Raw genomic sequence first — 20,017 nt, forward strand, 5'->3', positions numbered from 1 at the left:
CTCGTTGATGCTCACCCACCGTTTCAACCGGATCGCCGCCTGGCTGGTCGCACTGCTGCTGCTCGCGAGCGCCTGGATGCTGGCCGAACGCTACCTGGACAGTGGCGCCGCCGAGGTGCCGATCGTCCAGCCGCAGGCCTGCGACCTGAATGCCGGCCCCTGCAGCACCGCCCTGGCACAGGGCGGCGAGGTGCGCCTGGAGATCACGCCGCGCCCGGTCCCGATGCTGCGGGAGCTGACGCTGGACCTGCAGCTGGATACCGCGGCGCAGACCGCGCTGAACAACCCTGAGGCCCTGGAGCTGGACCTGGCCGGAGTCGAGATGTATATGGGCTACCAGCGCCCGCGCCTGGAACACACCGGCGATGGCCACTACCGCGGCACGACCACGCTGCCGATCTGTACCACCGAATCCATGACCTGGGCAGCCACCGCGATGCCGGCAGGCAAATCCGAGGCCGCCTTCGTACAATTCCGCTTTGTCACTGCCCGCGATCACTGATGAACCCCTTATGAACCGTATTCCCGTCAGCAGTCTCTTCTGGGCCTTCGCGGTGGTCGCCGCAGGTGCTCTGCTGGTGTATGTCACTCTGGAGCCGGGCGAGCCGCCGCCGCGCGATCTTGCAGGTCATGCGCAACTGCCCATCGCCGACGAGGTACAGGGCGGACCGATCGAGCTGCCGGTCGCCACGCACGCGGAGCGCTTCGACCTGGACGATTACGCGGACCAGTACGTCTGGCTGTATTTCGGCTATACCAGCTGCCCGGATGCCTGCCCGACCAGCCTGGGGTGGATTGGCGGGGCGCTGAACCGCTTGCCGGAAGAGTTGCAGGGCCAGGTGAACGGTGTGTTTATCAGCGTCGATCCGGAGCGAGATACCGAGGACCGCCTGGCCGATTACGTGGCCCATTTTCATGCCGACATTCACGCGGCCACCGGGTCCGAAGAAGACTTGAAGCCCGCCGCTCAGCGCTATGGTGTCTTCTACGAACGCCGCGCAACGGATTCGGCGATGGGCGACATCATCGACCACAGTTCATCGACCTATCTGATCGGGCCCGAAGGCGACTTGCTGGAGATTCACCCTCACGGGACCAGTGCGGCCGAACTGGTCGAGACCCTGGGGCAGCATGCCCAGTCCCAGGGAAACGATGACTGACGGGGCAACAGCCACAGGACCGTTGCATTCAGGAGTGTGAAGCCAATCACGTTCATTTGCGCGCACCCGTGGAACTTGAGGCCGCAAATGCTTTCTCATCCTACAAGCGCTCTAGCCCAGCGCGAGCCCGCTTCTCTCCCTGAGCGGGCAGGCCTCGCTCCCCCCTGTCGAGGCCAAATCTTGCCCCGGTCCTACCCCAAGGCCGGGGCATTTTTTTGTCTGGGGTTCATGGCGCCAAGGCCGAGTGGCCCGTGCCCATTATTCCTCGACCGGCTGGAGCCACTCGGTCAGCAGGCCGCGCAGATCGTCGACCCCCTGGCTCTTCAATGAAGAAAAGGTCTGCAGCGTCGCCTCGATCCCCAGCCCTTCCAGCTCACGCCGAGTCGCGTGCAATTGCTTGTCGGCCGCCTGCCGCGAGAGCTTGTCGGCCTTGGTCAGCAGGCAGTGCAACTGGCAGCGCTCCAGTGGCACCCACTCCAGCAGCTGACGGTCGAGTTCGGTCAGGGGGCGGCGGATGTCCATGATCAGCACCAGCCCCGCCAGACACTCACGCGACTGCAGGTAATCCCCCAGCAGCCGGTCCCAGTGCTGGCGCTGGCCAGCGGATACCTTCGCGTAGCCATAGCCGGGCAGATCCACCAGCCGCCATGCCTCATCCGGCGGCAGGGCGAACAGGTTGATCTCCTGCGTGCGCCCGGGCGTGCGGCCTACCCGGGCCAGGGCCTTGCGCCCGCACAGGGCGTTCAGGGCACTGGATTTGCCGGCATTCGAGCGCCCGGCGAAGGCGATCTCGATGCCGTCATCGGGCGGCAGCTGCTCGACCTGGGCAACGCCCTTGATAAAGGCGGTCTCGCGAAAACGGGGTTCCATGGGGCGGGGGACGTCCTTGGCCGAGTGCGGAGCTCGGAATATTTTTGAGCGCAATTTAGCATTGTGCTATAAACTGCGCCGCTCAAGGAAACACTGGTCAATGTACACCCTCGCGTTGGTACCCCAGGTTTTCCGAGACAAGGCGCGTCGTGCAGCGGGTAGTGGTTCTACCCGCAAGCGGCGCAACGCAGGATCGGGGAACCTGGGGTACCAACCCCATAACCCATTACAATGCAGGGGCTCGGCCGCTTTTGCGCGCGAACGGCGTTGCGGCTCCCTTGTGCAGAATGACTGCACCGCAGTCACCGCGCCTTGTTCGCACGCAAAAGCGACTCGAGCGCGAGGGTGTACATTGACCAGTGTTTCCTTCATGTTGATCGCCCTGCCAAGGGGCACAAGGAACGCGGGTCCGACCCGGCACGCATTTACATGCAGGAGAATCTTCGATCATGAACCACAAGCTTTCCGCTCTCTTTGCTGCCCTGTCCGTATCCCTGCTGCTCCCGCTGTCGGCGGCTCAGGCGGGCGATCCCCAGCGCGGCCAGGAAATCTCCCAGTCCTGCGCGGCCTGCCACCAGGCGGACGGCAACTCGACCAACCCGGAGTGGCCGAAGCTCGCGGGCCAGCACCCGAAGTACACCGTCAAGCAGCTGCGTGACTTCAAGGAAGGCGAGACCCGCTCCGACTCCCTGATGGCAGGTGAGGTGGCGGACCTGGACGAACAGGACATGCGTGACCTGGCGGCCTATTTCGCCGAGCAGTCCATCACCACCGAGACCGCCGACGAGGACGTCGTCGAGCGCGGCGAGCGTATCTACCGTGGCGGCATCCCGTCGCAGAACGTCGCGGCCTGTATCGCGTGCCACGGCCCGAACGGCCAGGGCAATCCGGAGGCCATGTTCCCGAAGGTGGCAGGCCAGCACGCCACCTACAGTGCGGACCAGCTGCGCAAGTTCCGCGACGGCGAGCGCTCGAACGACGCCGGACGCATGATGCGCAACGTGGTTCAGCGCATGTCCGACGAGGACATCGAGGCCGTATCGCAGTACATGGCCGGGCTGTCATCCGACTGATCATGCCGGAGCGCCGCGCAGTCTCGGCGGCAGAACCTCCCAGGGAAGGGGCGGCCATGGCCGCCCCTTTTTGCTGCTCGGGACATGCAAAACTGTCCGACGCCGGGAATGGCGCCGGGGGCTGTCGCGTCACACAGAGCGGATCTCAGAGGCCACCACCTCTGATAACAGGGATTGCACGAAACTTCCGTGCAGTTTGTCTAGGAAATTGAACTCCGACAGGGGTGCTTCGCATAGTCGCGAAGGCTAACGCAGGTTTCAGCATGTCGAATAACGAACAGGTGGCGGGCTCCGCCCCCGCGGCCACTGCCCGCAGCAAATCAACCCGTGCTCCGCGGCGCAGCCGCATCCTCGTCGAGTTCATGGGGTCGATGAACCTGGCGATCACCCTGCTGGTGGCGCTGGCCATCGCCTCCGTGATCGGCACCGTGCTCGTGCAAAACGAGCCCTACACCGAGTATCTCATCGACTATGGCCCGTTCTGGCACGAGATCTTTGCCGGCATGGGTCTTTATCAGGTCTATTCCGCCACCTGGTTCCTGCTGATCGTCACCTTCCTGGTGCTATCGACCTCCTTCTGCGTCTATCGGCAAAGCCCGGGGATCCTCAAGGACCTGCGGCGTTACAACCTGCAGGTGAAGGAAAAGTCCCTGCGCTCGTTCCACTCCAGTGCAACCGGGGAGCTGGACCAGCCCCAGGAAGAGTTCGTTGATCATGCCCGGCGCGTACTGAAGGCCCAGGGCTTCAAGGCACGCGAGAAGGAATCTGACGGGCAGACCGTGATCGCTGCCATGAAAGGCCGCTGGAATCGCCTGGGCTACCTGCTGACCCACGTGGGGATCGTGGTGATCTGTGTAGGCGCCCTGGTGGACGGGCAGACCCTGCTCAAGCTCAACGAGTGGCTGGGCAATATCGAAATCGAGACCCGCAGTGTCCCCGTGTCCGAAGTACCGGAATCCGCCTGGGTACCGGTCTCCAACCCGTCGTTCCGCGGCATGGTCGAGATCCCCGAGGGATCCTCCGCGGATGTGGTGTTCCTGCCCATGCGCGAGGGCTACTTCGTCCAGCAGCTGCCGTTTCGCATCGAGCTGGAAGAGTTCCGCATCGAACGCTTCTCGACCGGTGCGGAGAGCTCCTTCGAATCCGATCTGGTCATTCATGATCCGGAGCGCGACGAACCCCTGCGTCACACCATTTCGGTCAACCACCCGCTGATCTACAAAGGCTACGCCATCTACCAGGCGAGCTTTGCCGACGGCGGGACCAAGCTGGATATCGAGGCCATCCCGCTGGGAGCGGAGGCGCTGCGCTCACTGGATGTTCCGGGCCGCGTATTCCAGGAGCAGGAGGTCCCGACGCCGCAGGGGGACACACGAACCATCGAGTTCATCGACTTCCGGGACGAAAACGTCGTACCGCTCCTGAACGAGGAAGGGCAGCGGGAAAACCGGCACCTTGGTCCCGCCTTCGATTTCCGCCTGATGGACCGTACCGGCCACGGCCTGTACTACCGCAATTACATGCGGCCGGCTCTCCAGGAAGGCGCGATGTATTTCCTGAGTGGCGTGCGCGAGAGCCCGGGCGACGAGTTCCACTATCTGTTCCTGCCGGCCGACGCCGATGACTCGCTGGACCGCTTCCGAACCTATCTGGCGATGCTGCACAACGCGGATGTGCGCAACTCCATTGCGCGCGAAGTCGCGGCCGAGGACCCGTCCGGGGCCGCTATCGCCCAGACGACCGCCGAACTCATGCGCCTGTTCGCCGAGGGCGGCTACGGGGCGGTGCACGCCGAAATCGACCGCCGCGTGCCGGAAGAACAACGCGAACAGGTCGGCGAACTGCTGATGCGCGTGCTCCACGCCGGACTGCAGGCCCTGTACATGGAGGTTCTGGAGGACGAGGGCGTGGTCTCGATCCAGGAAGAGGAGCAGCGCTGGCTGGAGGACGCGGTCTCCGCGATCAACGCGATCAGCATGTACGAGTCGCCGTTCTTCTTCCACCTGACGGATTTCGAGCACCGCGAAGCCTCGGGCCTGCAGATTGCGCGCGCCCCGGGTGAAAGCACCGTGTACACCGGCAGCGTGATGCTGATCATCGGGATCTTCCTGATGTTCTACGTGTCCTATCAGCGTCTGTGGATCATCGCCCGACGCCGTGAAGAAGGCGAGGGGACCCACGTGACCATGGCCGGCACCAGCAACCGGCACAAGGTGGAATTCGAGAATCGTTTCGCGCATCTTAAGCGCTGGATCATTGATCAGAAGCCGGCCAACGGCTCCGATGATGGTCACCGTGAATCAACCAATAAAAACGACTAACCGGTAGCAGTCGGAGGAGCGATCCATGTCAGTACCCCAAGAGGCCCTGGATTTTGAACGGCCCAGTATCTTGCAGCGCATCCGGCCGCTCGACTGGGCATACTTTGCCCTGGTGCTCGCGGTTGCGGTGATCGCCCACTGGCAGTACGGCCACCTGATGGATCGCTACGACACCGGGGGCCTGATCCTGGCCGCCGGCATGAGTGCCTGGCTGGGCTGGTTCTGGCGCCCCTGGCAGCTCTTTTCCATCATCGTCGCCGCCCTCTCCCTGTTCGGTGTCTGGCTGTACGGCGACGACCTGGCGCGTGGCAGCACGAACTTCTGGCTGAACTATGTCGGTTCGGGTCAGGCCGGCGTCATGTGGATGAGCGTGATGCTCTACATGGCCACCGCGACCTACATCCTCGGCCTGTTCAGCAAATCCGACTTCCCGTCCCGCCTTGGGGCGGCGTTCGCCTGGATCGGCTCGGGCGCCGGCATGATGGCGCTGATGGTGCGCTGGCGCGAGATCTACCTGACTGATCCCAGCTGGGGCTACATCCCGGTGTCCAACCTCTACGAGGTGTTCATCCTGCTGGCGGTGATGACCACGCTGATGTACCTGTACTACGAGCAGCGTACCGGCCAGCGCACCATGGGTGCGTTCGTGATGCTGGTCATCGCGGCCTCCGTCACCTTCCTGCTGTGGTACATGTGGGACCGCCAGGCCCACGAGATCGAACCGCTGGTGCCGGCGCTGAACAGCTGGTGGATGAAGATCCATGTGCCGACGAACTTTGTCGGCTACGGCGGCTTTGCCATCGCCGCGATGCTGGGTGTGGCCTATTTGTTCAAACACCGTTTCGAGCGTACCCGGCCGGATGCGGCAATCACCAAGCGCCTGCCCAGCAAGGAGGCCCTGGACGGCGTGATGTACAAGGCCATCGCGATCGGCTTCGCCTTCTTCACCATCGCCACCGTACTGGGCGCGATGTGGGCGGCCGAGGCCTGGGGCGGTTACTGGACCTGGGACCCGAAGGAGACCTGGAGCCTGATCCTGTGGCTGACCTATGCCTCCTGGCTGCACATGCGCTTTACCAAGGGCTGGCGCGGCCCGGTCATGGCCTGGTGGGCCATCATCGGCCTGTTTGTCACCACCTTCACCTTCCTGGGCGTGAACATGTTCCTGTCCGGGCTGCATTCCTACGGAGAGCTGTAAATGAAGCGTCGTGATTTCCTGGGCGCCGTCGGCGGTGCCGGATTGCTCCTGGCAACCGGCACCGGCCTGGCTCGCGAATACCGGGACGGCCAGAACTTCCGCACGATCCAGCCCCCGGTCGATACCGGCCTGGAGGATGGCAAGATCCAGGTGGTCGAGGTCTTCTGGTATGGCTGTCCCCACTGCTATTCGTTCGAGCCCTATGTGCAGGAATGGCAGAAGGGGCTGGATGACGACATCGAGTTTGTCTATCTGCCTGCGCCAATGAACGATGTCTGGGCCCTGCATGCGCGTGTCTTCTACACCGCGCAGAAGCTGGATGTCCTGGACGAGGTTCACCAGGCGTTCTACGACGCCATCCATGACCAGGGCCGCGAGATGCGCTCGGAAAGCGCGATCCTGCGCTTTATCAACCAGCGCGGGCTGGATGCCGACGAGTTCCGCGAGGTCATGCGCTCCGAAGAGATTCGCCGCAAGGTGACCGAGGCGGGCCAGGACGTGCAGGAGTACGGCGTCGAGGGCGTCCCCACACTAGTCATCGATGGCGAGGCCGTGGTCTCGGCCAGCATGACGCGCAGCCACGAGGAAATGCTCGACGTCGCCGACTTCCTGATCGAACGGGCCCGGGGCTGATCCCGCCCGTGTCCAGGAGGCCCCGGCCGGCCGGGTGGCATCGCGCGTGAGCACGACCGCCACCACCGCCCAGCGACTCGTCGAGTGCCTGGAGCAGGAAGAGGTCGAGCGCGTGTTCGGCCTGCCGGGGGAAGAGAACATGGCCGTTCTCGACGCCCTGGCCGACTCCCCCATCGAATTCGTTACCACACGCCATGAACAGGGCGCAGCCTTCATGGCGGACGTCCATGGCCGTCTGTCCGGCCGTGCCGGCGTCTGCCTGGCCACCCTCGGCCCGGGCGCGACCAACCTGATCACCGGTGTCGCCGATGCCAACATGGATCATGCCCCGCTGGTCGCAATTGCGGGCCAGGCGAGCACCCACCGCCTGCACAAGGAGTCGCATCAGGTCCTCGACCTGAAGGGCCTGTTCCAGCCGATCACCAAGTACAGCTCGAGTGTGGTCGAGCCCGAGATCCTCCCCGAGGTCGTGCGCAAGGCATTCAAGTGGGCCGAGGGCGGCAAGCCCGGTGCCAGCTTCATCGAGCTGCCCGAGAATGTCGCCGCCCTGCCGTGCCCCAATCGGCCACTGCCGGTCCATGCAGGACCCGAGGCGGTGCCCGCCGACGCCTCACTGGAAGCCGCGGCGCGGCTGCTCAACGAGGCCGAACACCCGCTGATCCTGGCGGGCAACGGCGTAATCCGCTCGGGGGCCAGCGGCACCCTGTCGCAATTGGCGTCCGCGCTGAACATCCCGGTGGCCAACACGTTCATGGCCAAGGGCGTGCTGCCGTTTCGTCACCCCCTGGCGCTCGGCTCGGTCGGCCTGCAAAGCCAGGATTTCGTGAATTTCGGCTTTCACAAGGCCGACGTCATCGTCTGTATCGGCTACGACCTGGTGGAATATCCACCGAAGCTCTGGCACCCGACCGGCGACCGCACACTGATCCACATCGACTCCGCCCCGGCCGAGGTCGACGGTCACTACAACGTCTCGTCCGAGGTCATCGGTGACCTCAACACCTGCCTCGCACGGCTGATGGATCTGGTCGATCCGCGCGAGGAGACCATCCTGCGCCCGCTGCGTCAGAGCCTGATCGACGACATGAACGAGCACCGCGAGGACACCCAGTTCCCGCTGAAGCCGCAAAAGCTGATCTGGGATCTGCGCACCGCGGCCGAGCTCGATGCGGTGGTGATTACGGATGTGGGTGCGCACAAGCTCTGGATGGCGCGCATGTTCCGCTGCGAACTGCCCAACACCTGCCTGATCTCGAACGGCTTTGCCAGCATGGGCATCGCCCTGCCGGGGGCCATCGCGGCCGCTGCGCTCTACCCCGAACGTCAGGTGATCGCGGTCACCGGCGATGCCGGCTTCCTGATGAATGTGCAGGAACTGGAAACGGCCGTGCGGCTGGGCCAGAACTTCGTGGTGCTGATCTGGAACGACAATGCCTACGGCCTGATCGAGTGGAAACAGGTACGCGAGTACGGACGCAAGGCCTTCGTCGACTTCGGCAATCCCGACTTTGTCCAGCTGGCGCGCTCGTTCGGGGCCAGCGGCGTGCGGGTAGGACCGGGCGACAGCCTGGAGGCCGCCCTGCGCGAGGCCCTGGCGTCACCTGGTGTCACGATCATCGACTGCCCGGTCGATTACAGCGAAAACCTGAAACTGACGGAACGTTTGGGCGAGCTGGTTTGTCCATTCTAGCGAGGCGGGGCGCAACGAACCCGCAGTTTTGGGGAACTACAGCAGTATGACGGCCACGGCCAGCGGCAAGAGTGCCGAACCGGTCCGCGCGCAACCGGCCTCGACCGAGGCCCGCGGACTGACCTACCAGCACGACCAGGGTGCGCAGCGCTTGCGCCTGCTCAGTTTTAACGCGCAAGTCGGGATCCCGTCTTCCCGCCTGCACCATTACGTCACCAACTCCTGGAAGCATGTGCTGCCCTACAAGGGCCGCATCGGCAATCTGGACCGCGTGGCGCGGTTCATCGCGGATTTCGACATCGTCGGCGTGCAGGAGCTCGACGGTGGGAGCCTGCGCTCCAGCTTCGTCGACCTGGCGTCCTACCTGTCGGAGAAGGCTCGCTTCCCGCACACCTACAACCGGATCAACCGCAATCTGGGCCAGTTTGCCAAGCACTCGCTCGCCCTGTTCACCCGCCTCGAACCCGAAAAGGTGGAAATGCACCGGCTTCCCGGGCCACTGCCGGGCCGCGGGGCCATCGAGGCCCGCTACGCGATGGATAACGGCGAGGAGCTGGTGCTGTTCCTGCTGCATCTGGCCCTGGGCCGGCGTGCTCGCCAGGCCCAGCTGGACTATGTCGCCGAGCGGATCCAGTCGGAACGCCACGCCGTGGTCATGGGGGACCTCAACTGCCAGCAGGACAGCCTCGAGATCCGCCGCCTGGTTGCCCGTACCGGACTGATGGAGCCGATGAGTTGCCCGGCGACCTACCCGTCCTGGGATCCGCGGCTCGTGTTCGACCACATCCTGCTGACCCCGGACCTGCATGTGAGCGACATGCGGGTCTACAACGTGGCGCTGTCCGACCACCTCCCGGTCGGCATCGAGATCGAGCTCCCCGCCGCCCAGTCGCTGCACGGTACCCGTCACACGGCCTGATCCCCTTGGCTGGCATCCGCGTCGCGGACGCGGTTAAATGAGCCGCACGCCCACACGTCAACGCCCTTCCGGGAGCCCCATGTCCGCCAGCGAGATGCGCAGGACCATCATCGACCTCGAGCGGCGCCTCGAGCGCGAACAGGCCCAGCAGGACGCACTGAGACGTGTGGCGCTGCGGGCACTGGCGGTGGTCGGGGCCCGCGTGCCCACCCTGGAGGGCGCGGTTCAGGATCTGTCCCGTGCGGTGGAGGCCCGCCCGCCCGACTCCGCCAGGATGGATCGGCTCGGTGTCCAGCTGGCCGACGCCGTACGCAGCTCGGATCAGCACGAGGATCTGACGACCACGATGCTGGAGGTCGTGCGCCGCGGACTCAACGGATTCGATTTCCTCGATCCCGGCCTGGAGGACCTGCACCGCGCTGCGGAGCGGCGCGATCGCTCCGAGATTGAACGAACGCTCTCGCAGCTCTTCCTGGTGCTGCACGACAAGTGCGAGCGCGCCATGCACGAGCGCGAGGAACTCTCCGAGGTCGTGGGAGAGATCTGGCATCGCCTGGAGGATGTCGACTCGGCCCTGTCGGAAGACGAGGCGCGCAGCGAACGGGCGCGCGCCTCGGTTGCCACCCTGCACGACGGCATCTCGGACGACGTTCGGGCCATGAAAGGCCGCATGGATGACCACGAGGACATCGGCACCCTGCGCCAGGAGATTACCCGGGGCCTGGATCGGGTCGTCGAACATGTGGCGACCTTTCGCAACCAGCAAGAGAACGACCTGCTCGAGGCCCTGGAACGCAACCGCCTGCTGCGGGCGAAGGGTCGTACGCTGGAGTCGCAGGTCCATGCGCTGCGCAAGAGACTGGATCAGGCGCGGGCCGAGGCCTACCGCGACAATCTGACCGGGCTGCCCAACCGCAGTGCGTTCGAGCACTATCTGGACGGACTGCGCGAGGATCTGGGGCCGGAGCAACCGGCCTGCCTGCTGGTCTGGGACATCGACCGCTTCAAGGCAATCAACGACGCATACGGCCACAGCGCCGGGGACAAGGTCCTGAAGGCGGTTGCGGAGATCCTCGCCGAGGGCGTGCGCAGCGAGGATTTTGTCGCCCGCTACGGGGGCGAGGAGTTCGTGATGATCCTCACCTCGGACCCGGACACCTGTCAGCGGCGCGCCGATTCGATCCGCGAGGCCGTGGATCGGCTGATCGTGCGCGCCGGCCAGACGCGGCTGCGCGTGACGATCTCGGCGGGCATGTCCCCGATCGCGGCCGGACAGTCCACCGCGGCCATCTTCGACGCCGCGGATCACGCCCTGCTACAGGCGAAGAAGCTCGGGCGCGATCGCGTGGAGCGGGCCGACCGCGAGCCACACCCTTCCTGATCCCCCGGGAGAATTTCCCTGATAGGAGGCCGTTGTGATTGCCGAGCCATCCCCCCAGCTGATCTTTGGCGAGGTCCTGTTCGATGTCTTTCCCGATGGACAGCGCGTCCTGGGCGGAGCGCCGTTCAATGTCGCCTGGAACCTGCATCAGCTCGGGGAGCCGGTCTGTTTCGTCGGCGGCATAGGCAACGACCCAGCGGGCGCCGCGGTGCAGGCCCGCATGGAGGCGATCGGCATGGACACCCGCGGGCTGTACCGACACCCCGCGGCCCCAACCGGCGAGGTCCGGGTCGAACTCGCCCACGGCGAGCCCAGCTACACCATCGTGCCAGACCAGGCCTACGACGACGTACCCGCAGCCTGGGCCGATGCGCTGCCCGCCTCCACGCCACTGCTCTACCACGGCACACTGGCCCTGCGCCGGGGGAATCACGACCTGCTGGCACGCCTGCGCGAACGCGCCGGGCACCGCTTCGTGGACGTGAACCTGCGCGACCCCTGGTATACGCGAGACACGACGCTGGACCTGATACGGGACGCCGACGTGGTGAAGCTGAACCAGGACGAGCTGGCCACCCTGGTCCCCGGGGCTGCGGACGACGAGGCGGAGACCGCCCTGCTCGAGCAGGCGGGCATCCGTCAGGCCCTGGTCGTCACCGCCGGGGCCGGCGGGGCGAGCATCCGTACCATCAACGGCGAGCGCTTTGCCGCCCCGGCCCCGCCGTTACCCGAGCTACGCGATGCGGTCGGGGCCGGCGATGCCTTTGCCAGTGTCGTCCTGCTCGGCATGCGACAGGACTGGGGCTGGCCGACCACCCTCGAACGCGCGCTGGCGTTCGCGGCGGCGGTCTGCACCCTGCAGGGCGCCACCAGCGACGACCCCGGCTTTTACCAGGACGCCCGCAGCCGCTGGGATTGAGCGCGGACAAGGCCTGGCAACCTCTTTCGAGGTGGCCGTTGGCTGAACCGCCAGCCCATATCGACGGTTGCCGGGAATGCAAGTGACGGGGCTTGAGCCCTCCCACGCCTCGCGTAGCCGGGCACATATAAAATGGCCTTTCAGCCAGCAAAGAAAAGGGCCAGCACGATGGCTGGCCCGAAATAAAGACCCGTGTGAGGGGGTCTGGCTTCCCTGCGAGGAGGTTTGTTCAGTCGCGCGCGCTGGGTACGGCGACCTCGTAGCCGTTGCTGAGTGCGTTCAGGAAGACCTCGATGTCGTTGTAGGCGTCGGCCCCCAGCTCCAGGGGCTGCGTTCCCGAATTGCGATTGCACTCGGTGAAACGCACCTGAAGGGATTGCAGTTCATCCTTGGTGCGGTAGGTGGGCCAGTGGGAGGCATCACCGTAGTGGGTGGTCAGCGCCTGCCCGCGTAGACGCTCACCGGCTGTTGTCGTATGGCAGCTTGCACACGCCATGTTCATCCGTCCGGTGCGTAGATGAAAGCGCTCCTGACCTCGCTCGTAGGCCTCCTTGAGCTCGCCTTCGCTGACGTCGATACGAATGGGCATGTCGTTGCTGTAGGTCGAGACATAAACCGAGATCGCGGAATTGTCGTAGCTGCCATGCTTGAGCGTCTTGCCCTGCTCGGCGGCGCAGTGCTCGATCATCATCTCGAGGTTCATGATCCGGTCCAGTTCTTCGTTGAACTGCGGGTAATGGTTGGCCCGCAGGCCGGTGAGGTCGCCGTCCTCTGCTCCGAGACAGGCTGCGAAGTCGCCGTTGCCGTTGAGTTCCGCGAACAGGTCGGCACCACGGTCTTCGGCCAGATGCCCTCCGTGGAAGGACTGGTCAAACGGCGGATCCATGAATTTCCAGTTGGTCTTCCACTGCTCGCTTTCGGACGAGACCATGTCGGGATCAACTGCCCCGCGGTCCTTCCAGTACGTGTAGGTCCCGGTGTGATCGTCCGACACATGCGGCTCATCGCCATAGTCCAGCATGGGCTGGTATTCGCGGTATACGGTTTCGTCGGCGATAGCCTGAACGATCCATGCCCCGGAGAGGGCGAGGGTCAGCGCCGCTGCACTAACGACCGCAATCTGTTTTTGTTTCATTCTGAGTTCCTCCGATGCCGGATTACTTGAGGGTGGCCATAAACGCCATCACGTCATGGATTTCCTGTTCGGTGAGGTTCTTGAAGGCACCGAACGGCGGCATCAGCGTTCCCTCGAAGAAAACGCGCGCGTCGTAGAGCATCTGGTAGGTATACTCGTCAGGCAGGCCGCGGGCGGCGTAATCCGCCAATGACGGTCCGACCGACCCGGTCTGAGCGACGCCTTCAACGTGATGGCAGGCTACGCAGTTGCCCTCGGCGGTCGTCTTGAAGATCTCCTCGCCACGCTCCGAATCTCCGTCCACCGGGCCCTCGAACTCGACCTCGGTCGGCTCCGGCACACCGCGGTGATCGTCATAGCTGAGGGTCAGCCACTGGCGCAGATCACGCCCGTGCTCCCGCAGTTCATAGGTCCCGGCGTTTTCGGTCGGGTAGGGCCAGGCCGTTTTTACGTCAAAGCCCTCATCGATCAGTGCATTGCCCGGAAGTCCCGCAATCGAGTCTGGCGAATCGGCTACGGCGAATGGCACGGCCAGCATTGTCAGACTGCCGGCCAGAAACAGCGCGCTCCTCATCATGGTGGGTTTCTCCTGTTGTTTTTGGTTTCGTCTGGGCCCGCATGACGCACGGACGCGGCGCCCGGCCCAGCGTCCCCATTGCAGGGCGCGTGCCAATCAACGAAATCCAGTGAGAATGCGGTCGGAAGAGGAAAGCGCGGACGGCATTCGGGGCGTTTAGCCCGTGCCCATGGTGGGCGCCTGGGGCAAAATGCCCCATAGGCGGGGCGCCATCCGTACGGTGGCCCACCCATCACATACGCAAGAGATTCCAGACCCGAAAGCCCGGGTCCGCACAATCTCAGAGCGGTGGTTCGAACGGGTCCTTCGGGGAAACGCCACGCGGATCGTCCTTCCACGCGGCGAGCTTGCGCAGCAGGGTCTTGTAGTCGATGCCCAGCACCCGGGCGGCTTGGGCCTTGTTGTTGCCGGTCTCGCGGAGCACCGCCTCGATGTAGCGGCGCTCGACGGCGGCCAGCGTTGCACCCGTATCGCCGGGGTCGGGCAGACCGGGCTCCGCGCCGGCCCGCCAGCCCCCGCCGCCAATGGCATCGGGAAACACGCCCAGCGGCAGGCTGGTCAGCCCGTCGGGGCACAGGATCACGGCCTGTTCGATGAAGTTCTCCAGTTCCCGGACATTGCCCGGCCACTCATAGCCGAGCAGGGCGCTGATGGCCTCCGGGGCAAGGCGCCGCACTACCGGTCGTCCGTGGGTGCGGGCATAGCGCTGCACGAAGCTCTCGGCCAGCTCGGGGATGTCTTCCGTGCGATCCCGCAGTGGCGGCAGCTGCACGCCGAGGACATTGATCCGGTGGAACAGGTCGCGCCGGAAGGTGCCCTCCTCGACCGCCTGTTCCAGCGGCTGGTTGGTGGCGGTAACCAGCCGGAAATCCAGTGGGCGATCCTCGGTGCAGCCGAGCGCACGCACGCTGCGGTTCTGGAGGGTCCGTAACAGCTTGGCCTGAAGGCCCAGGGGCATGGCGTTGATTTCGTCGAGGAACAGTACGCCGCCGGAGGCCTCGACCAGCAACCCCGGATGATCGCGGTCGGCCCCGGTGAATGCGCCGCGTCGATAGCCAAACAACTCTGCCTCGGCCAGGTCCTGGGGAATCGCGGCCACATTAATCGCGACGAAGGGCCCGCGACCTGCATGTAACGCCTGCGCCACGAGTTCCTTGCCGGTCCCGCTCTCGCCTTCAATCACGACATTGGCCTGGGTGTCGCGGACTTTGAGGATCCATTCGCGCAAGCGCTGCATGATCGGGCTGGAACCGCGCAACGCACTCAGGCAGGGGTCGCAGGACTGGGCCGAGCGGGTGGCGCGGTCAGCACGCAGTCGCAAGTCATGGGTGCGCTGCACCTTTGCCAGCATCAGCTCGATGTTCTCGGGCCGAAACGGTTTCGGGAGAAAGTCGAAGGCACCCATGCGCACGGCTTCGACCGCGTTTTCCAGGCTGGCATAGGCACTGATAACGACCACCGGGAGGTCGGGGTCGCGCTCCTTGACGGTCTGGATCACGTCGAAGCCATCGCGACCCGGCATCATGAGATCGGTCAGGACCAGATCCGGCTCCACCTCCGCCAGCGAGTCCTCGAGATCAGACGCATCGCTGTTCAGCGTCACCTCGTAGCGCCCGCTGTCCTTGATCGCCCAGCTCAGCATGCGGGCTACATCGGGCTCGTCCTCGAGTACCAGCACCCGGATCGGCCGGTCCGTATCCCCATGATGGATGGGCGCTGCGGACGTTGATTCCTTGAAAAGATTGGGCGGGGATTCAGGCATCGGGGTTCCGGGTTGGGTTGGACGTGCGACTGGGAAACGGTGTAGAACAAAAGTCCAAGCTTGAAAAGAGTCTATGCATGAATCGTCGCGTGTTCATCCGCAATGCGGCTGCCGTAGCCGTACTCGGGCCGCTGCTGGGACATGGCATCGCGCGCGCGCTGAGTCCCGAAACCGCCGACTGGCAGGCCGGACTGGCTCAGGGCGGATGCAATTGCGCCGGCTCGCAGGGCGCGCCCCAGCCTGTCGATCATCGCACGGATCGCGAGCTGGTCTACCAGGGTACCCATCTCCTGACCTACGGCGCGTTCCGCGAACTGGCCGAGCACTATCGCGACGACACCGGTCGTCCGTTCGTGGTCTACGGCGGCGGATGCGATGATGGCATCGGGGCGGTTCAGCACCGTACGGCCCACCTGGGCGGGCTCTGCTGCCCGGTGGAAGAGACAAGGGCTCGCGATTTCTTCCACTTGCTGGTCGCCCGGGACCTGAAGGTCGTGGTAACGCACCCCAAAGTCGGGATCGACGGGCTATCGATGGATGACTTGAAGGCGATCATGGGGGGCCGCATTCGACGCTGGTCGGAAGTGGGCGGGCCGGACCGCCCAATCGCGGTTCTCTACCGCGATCACTGTCCGGACTACCGCGAGCCGGTTCGTGACGTTCTGTTCGATAACGCACAGCAGTGGTCCCCCCGTGGCATGAGTATCGACACCGACGAGCACCTGACCGACACCCTGGCGCGCTTCGAGTCCTCGATCGCGGTGGTGAGCTGGGTGTTCGCGGCCGATCGCGTCGAGCGCGGGGAACTCCGCAGCCTGAAAATCGATGGTGTGGACCCGTCCGCGGCCGCAGTTCAGGCTGGCGACTACCCCCTGTATGGGCCGCTGGCGGTAGTGTCGGATCGGTGGCAGGAAGCGGTGATGCGCCCGTTCTTCGACTACCTGTACAGCCCTGCCGGGCAGTCCGTCGTCGCCCGCAGGCTGATTCCGGTATCCGCACAAGAGGCTGGGTATCGCCTTCCGCAACCGATCTGACTCCATGAGTCAAGCTTGCGTCAGTGAGCGAGCCGCCTGGTGACGCAATACGAGATTCAGACAACGCAGGGCCTGCCCGGCAAGCACCCGGGCGGTGAGGACTGACTATGGCGGAAGGCGTCATTCGCGGCCGATGGTCGATGATCACTGGCGGCAAAGGCGGCCGGCCCACACGCCGGCGATCGCTGCTGATCCGCGTGATCCTGGGGGTCATTACGGTCACCGCGATCATCCACAGCGCCCTGTTCCTGGGCATTGATCAGGTCGTGAGCCGCCAGTTTGATGACCTGCACCAGGAACGGCTTGACCGACTGGCGGATCAAGTCGATGGACGCATCCAGGAAGAACTCCGGCGCCTATCCAGCCTGACCGGACTGTTGGCCCGAGACGCCGACCTGATCAACAGCACCTACTATCACCTCTATCTGGAAGGTGAACGGCATCACCCGGCGGCAGCAGTAAGCCGGCAGGCCGATGCATTCGAGCTCAAGCGCGTAGCCCTCTGGGCGGCGAGCGACAAGCGCGAGATCGCGTCCAGCCGCCCCTCCGACTCCACGGCCTTCGTTCCACATGCCGACGGCGCGGGTGCCTCCGTGGTGTTCGAGGAAGGCGCATTCTGGCTCGTCGCCCAGGCCCCGATCGAACACAATAACGTGGATATCGCCTGGCTGGTAACGGCCACCCCGCTTGAGGAACTGGTGACCTCCCTGCGCGAAACGCACTCGGCACGCATCGATCGTGCCGCTGGTACTTCGGTGGGGTCCGATACCCGGCGGATCGAACTGACCGGCGATCCGGATCCCTCGCAAGCAGCCCTGGACGTCCGGGCGCCGGATACGGTTGCGCGCGCGCTCGACGAGGTCAAGACCCTGCTCACGATCACCCTGGCGATAGCTGCCGTCCTGCTGGCCTTTGCGCTGGTGGTGGTACTGCGTATCCAGCTGCGCCCGGTCGGGGCACTTGTCGAGCATCTGGGGCGCATCGCCCGCGGGGAGTTTGGCTATCAGGCACCGTTGCCACGGCGCTCCGGCGAGTTCTCCCGCCTGGTGCAAGCCTTCAACGAGATGTCTCAGGACCTGGCTCGTCTGCGCGACGTTGAGCGCCGCATGCAGCATCAGGAGCAGCTTTCCGCGATCGGACGAGTGGCCGCCCGGGTGGCGCACGACATCAACAACCCACTGACCGTGATCAGCAGTGTAACGGCGACCCTGCAGCGCGACGGTACGCTGAGCGAGCAACAGCGCGAAATGGTCGACATGATTGACCATCACACCGAACGCTGCTCGCGCACGGTCCAGGAACTGCTGGAATACGGGCGGCCCGTCACCCCCCGGCTCCAGCAGGTCGACCTGCATGCCCTGGTCGCAGGGATCGTGACGCGCCAGGCCCGACGCTGGCAGATCCCCATTGACCTCGAGCCCGAGGCGGTTGGTGCCCAGACAACCGTGGAACTGGATCCGGTCTTGACCGAGCAAATGCTGGACAACCTCATTGACAACGCCGCCCAGGCGTCGCCGGAAGGCTCCATTCGCGTGCGGATCGCAGAAACGCCCGACGATTGCCGGATCGAGGTCCTAGACGACGGCCCCGGGTTCGCCAGTAACGAACGCGAGCAGGTGTTCGAGCCGTTCTTCACCACGAAGCAGGGTGGAACGGGCCTGGGGCTGGCCAGCGTGCTGCGGGTGGTCCGCGCGCACAATGGGGATATCGAACTCGGTCCGGGACCCGGAGGACAGGTGCGGATTCGGCTGCCTCTGCGCCAGGAACGGGGTACGCAACAGGGGCCACACCCGATGATCGACGCCTGAGCCACGTTCAGCGATTCCTCGGCGGCCGAAGACGCGGGAAAAGAAGGGGTGCCGGAAAGGCCTTTCCGGCACCCCATTCTTGCGCAGGCTGCGGGAGCCGGGCGCTACCGAGGCAGCTCCTCGAAGACGTTAGTCCAGACATTCAGGACCTGGCCGCCACCCGAGCGACCCCCCGTCTCGATCTCGCGGACCACTTCAAAGGTCTCCATATCGACCTTGTGAAGATTGCCGTCCCCCGCGTTGGAGACATAGCCGTAGCGACCGTCTTCGGTGAAGGCGACATGTCCCATGCGCCCTTCCCCAATGGTCAGGTCCGCCACCGTGCGCATCTCCTCGAGGTCAATGACGGTGATCACATTGTTGCCGTAGTTGGTCACAACAACGTGACGGCCATCGGGGCTATTGTAGGAATGTCCCACGCCATTGCTCGCGGTGGTCACCCGGTGGACGAGCTCCTTGCTTTCCGCGTCGAAGAACGCCACCTCGCGCCCCCTGGCGTCCCCGCCCGGGCCGCGGTTCAGGACCATGAACAGGCTGCCGTCCTGGGTGAAGTTGCCGTGGTGCGCCTCCTCGACTTCCTCGCCTGTCAGCGGCATTGACAGCCGGGTAAGCTCCGGATAACCGTCCTGGGTGAGATCGAAGATCACGACACCGGGCCCGTGCTCGTCATCGCCCTCGTGAACGAGCCAGAGTTCCTCCCCGTTCGGGCTCGGGACCGGATAATGCGGTGCGCTGGGCGAGTCCACCTTGTCGGTGCTCCAGTCCTGCGTGTCCACGATCACCATCCGGTTGTCGACACGGTCCACCGTGAAGAAGTAGCGGCTGCCTGCACTCCACGCGTTATGCATGGAGGTCACGCCATCGGGTTCACCCTGAACCTCGATGTCCAGCTTCTTCTTGATCTCGTCACTCTCCGTATCCAGGAAGGTGATGCGCAGCTTGCCATCGCTCAGCGCCCAGTGGTCGACGCCAACCATGCGGCCATCCGGACTGACCAGACCATGCTTGGGACGATTCCCGGTCGCGATGCGCCCGCTGACCTCAAGCTCGTTCAGGTCGATGACCACCACATCGGTTTCGCCTTCACCGGCACAGCTGACATAGACCTTGCTGGCATCCGGCGTGGTGCTGCCCAGAGTGCCGCCGGGACAGGTCTCCAGCTTCGCCGCAACACGGTCGGTCTCGATGTCGACGATATTGGCCTCGCCGTCCCCGTGGAGGTGAATCATCACATCCGGCCAGACGGGGTCGGCCTGTGCAGTCGAAAAGGGCGCTATGGCCAGAGCGATGGCTCCGACCAGCATCCCGGGAAAGAGCGGTTTGCAGGATTGGTTGCTCATAGTATGCGTACCTCCATCGGTACTTGGACAATCGAAGCCTTTCGCTTCGTCCAGACCGATGCAGAATCCACACCAACCAGATGGACTTAATATAAATCAACAAGTTACTGATAGGAAAGGGGCGTTTTGCCACACCCCAATCAATCCCGATGGGGCATATTGCCCCATCGGGCTCGCCTGTGCTGCTGATGGGCAGG

General features: G+C 64.6%; 17 protein-coding genes. 12 read left to right on the plus strand and 5 right to left on the minus strand.

The annotated features are described in order from the left end of the window. Positions 1-7 precede the first annotated feature (7 nt). Together C995_RS0101645 and C995_RS0101650 are read left to right on the plus strand one after the other, a co-directional pair. A complete protein-coding gene (locus tag C995_RS0101645) occupies positions 8-502 on the plus strand; it encodes a hypothetical protein (RefSeq protein WP_018863274.1) in 495 nt (164 codons plus the stop codon). Between the two features lie 10 nt (positions 503-512). Beyond that, a complete protein-coding gene (locus C995_RS0101650; RefSeq protein WP_018863275.1) occupies positions 513-1,160 on the plus strand; it encodes an SCO family protein in 648 nt (215 codons plus the stop codon). Positions 1,161-1,418: 258 nt separating this feature from the next. Here the strand turns inward: C995_RS0101650 and yihA are convergent, their stop codons facing one another. Then, the gene (yihA, locus tag C995_RS0101655; protein WP_018863276.1) at positions 1,419-2,030 is read right to left on the minus strand and encodes a ribosome biogenesis GTP-binding protein YihA/YsxC; all 612 of its coding nucleotides are present in this window, start codon (positions 2,028-2,030) and stop codon (positions 1,419-1,421) included. Positions 2,031-2,479: 449 nt separating this feature from the next. On the opposite strand from yihA, the gene C995_RS0101660 reads away from it, so the two are divergent. The 8 genes from C995_RS0101660 to C995_RS0101695 all read left to right on the plus strand — a co-directional run bounded on the left by C995_RS0101660 (position 2,480) and on the right by C995_RS0101695 (position 12,164). Continuing rightward, positions 2,480-3,103 (plus strand): cytochrome c, encoded by a 624-nt coding sequence (locus C995_RS0101660; protein ID WP_018863277.1) that lies wholly within the window; start codon positions 2,480-2,482, stop codon positions 3,101-3,103. 263 nt (positions 3,104-3,366) lie between these two features. Further along, positions 3,367-5,424, plus strand: a complete 2,058-nt coding sequence (locus tag C995_RS0101665) for a cytochrome c biogenesis protein ResB (RefSeq protein WP_018863278.1) — start codon at positions 3,367-3,369, stop codon at positions 5,422-5,424. Positions 5,425-5,449: 25 nt separating this feature from the next. After that, positions 5,450-6,622, plus strand: coding sequence for a c-type cytochrome biogenesis protein CcsB (gene ccsB / locus C995_RS0101670; protein ID WP_018863279.1), 1,173 nt, complete (start codon positions 5,450-5,452; stop codon positions 6,620-6,622). Beyond that, positions 6,623-7,255 (plus strand): thiol:disulfide interchange protein DsbA/DsbL, encoded by a 633-nt coding sequence (locus C995_RS0101675; RefSeq protein ID WP_018863280.1) that lies wholly within the window; start codon positions 6,623-6,625, stop codon positions 7,253-7,255. Positions 7,256-7,301: 46 nt separating this feature from the next. Continuing rightward, on the plus strand, positions 7,302-8,945 hold the full coding sequence (locus C995_RS0101680; RefSeq protein ID WP_018863281.1) for an acetolactate synthase large subunit: 1,644 nt from the start codon (positions 7,302-7,304) through the stop codon (positions 8,943-8,945). Positions 8,946-8,991: 46 nt separating this feature from the next. Further along, positions 8,992-9,864: an endonuclease/exonuclease/phosphatase family protein gene (locus C995_RS0101685; protein WP_018863282.1), complete on the plus strand. Its 873-nt coding sequence runs from the start codon at positions 8,992-8,994 to the stop codon at positions 9,862-9,864. Positions 9,865-9,943: 79 nt separating this feature from the next. Next, positions 9,944-11,245, plus strand: coding sequence for a diguanylate cyclase (locus tag C995_RS0101690; protein WP_018863283.1), 1,302 nt, complete (start codon positions 9,944-9,946; stop codon positions 11,243-11,245). Between the two features lie 34 nt (positions 11,246-11,279). Continuing rightward, complete coding sequence (locus C995_RS0101695) at positions 11,280-12,164, plus strand: carbohydrate kinase (RefSeq protein WP_018863284.1); 885 nt, start codon at positions 11,280-11,282, stop codon at positions 12,162-12,164. 229 nt (positions 12,165-12,393) lie between these two features. Here C995_RS0101695 and soxA read toward each other — a convergent pair whose 3' ends face one another. From soxA to C995_RS0101710, 3 genes are all read right to left on the minus strand, one after another. Beyond that, entirely contained in the window at positions 12,394-13,299 is a 906-nt protein-coding gene (soxA, locus tag C995_RS0101700; RefSeq protein ID WP_018649145.1) for a sulfur oxidation c-type cytochrome SoxA, read from the minus strand. Positions 13,300-13,321: 22 nt separating this feature from the next. Beyond that, positions 13,322-13,876: a sulfur oxidation c-type cytochrome SoxX gene (soxX, locus tag C995_RS0101705; RefSeq protein WP_018649144.1), complete on the minus strand. Its 555-nt coding sequence runs from the start codon at positions 13,874-13,876 to the stop codon at positions 13,322-13,324. Between the two features lie 280 nt (positions 13,877-14,156). Next, positions 14,157-15,554 (minus strand): sigma-54 dependent transcriptional regulator, encoded by a 1,398-nt coding sequence (locus C995_RS0101710; RefSeq protein WP_026278878.1) that lies wholly within the window; start codon positions 15,552-15,554, stop codon positions 14,157-14,159. A 161-nt stretch (positions 15,555-15,715) separates the two neighbouring features. Between C995_RS0101710 and C995_RS0101715 the strand changes: the two genes are divergently transcribed. Continuing rightward, positions 15,716-16,672 carry a substrate-binding domain-containing protein gene (locus C995_RS0101715; protein ID WP_018649142.1) on the plus strand — a complete coding sequence of 319 codons (957 nt, stop codon included), beginning with the start codon at positions 15,716-15,718 and terminating at the stop codon, positions 16,670-16,672. 107 nt (positions 16,673-16,779) lie between these two features. Further along, on the plus strand, positions 16,780-18,480 hold the full coding sequence (locus tag C995_RS0101720; RefSeq protein WP_018649141.1) for an ATP-binding protein: 1,701 nt from the start codon (positions 16,780-16,782) through the stop codon (positions 18,478-18,480). Between the two features lie 104 nt (positions 18,481-18,584). On the opposite strand, the gene C995_RS0101725 is transcribed toward C995_RS0101720, so the two are convergent. Continuing rightward, positions 18,585-19,820, minus strand: a complete 1,236-nt coding sequence (locus tag C995_RS0101725) for a YncE family protein (protein ID WP_018649140.1) — start codon at positions 19,818-19,820, stop codon at positions 18,585-18,587. Positions 19,821-20,017 lie beyond the last annotated feature (197 nt).

This window comes from Thioalkalivibrio sp. ARh3, assembly GCF_000377265.1.
Lineage (GTDB): Bacteria > Pseudomonadota > Gammaproteobacteria > Ectothiorhodospirales > Ectothiorhodospiraceae > Thioalkalivibrio > Thioalkalivibrio thiocyanoxidans.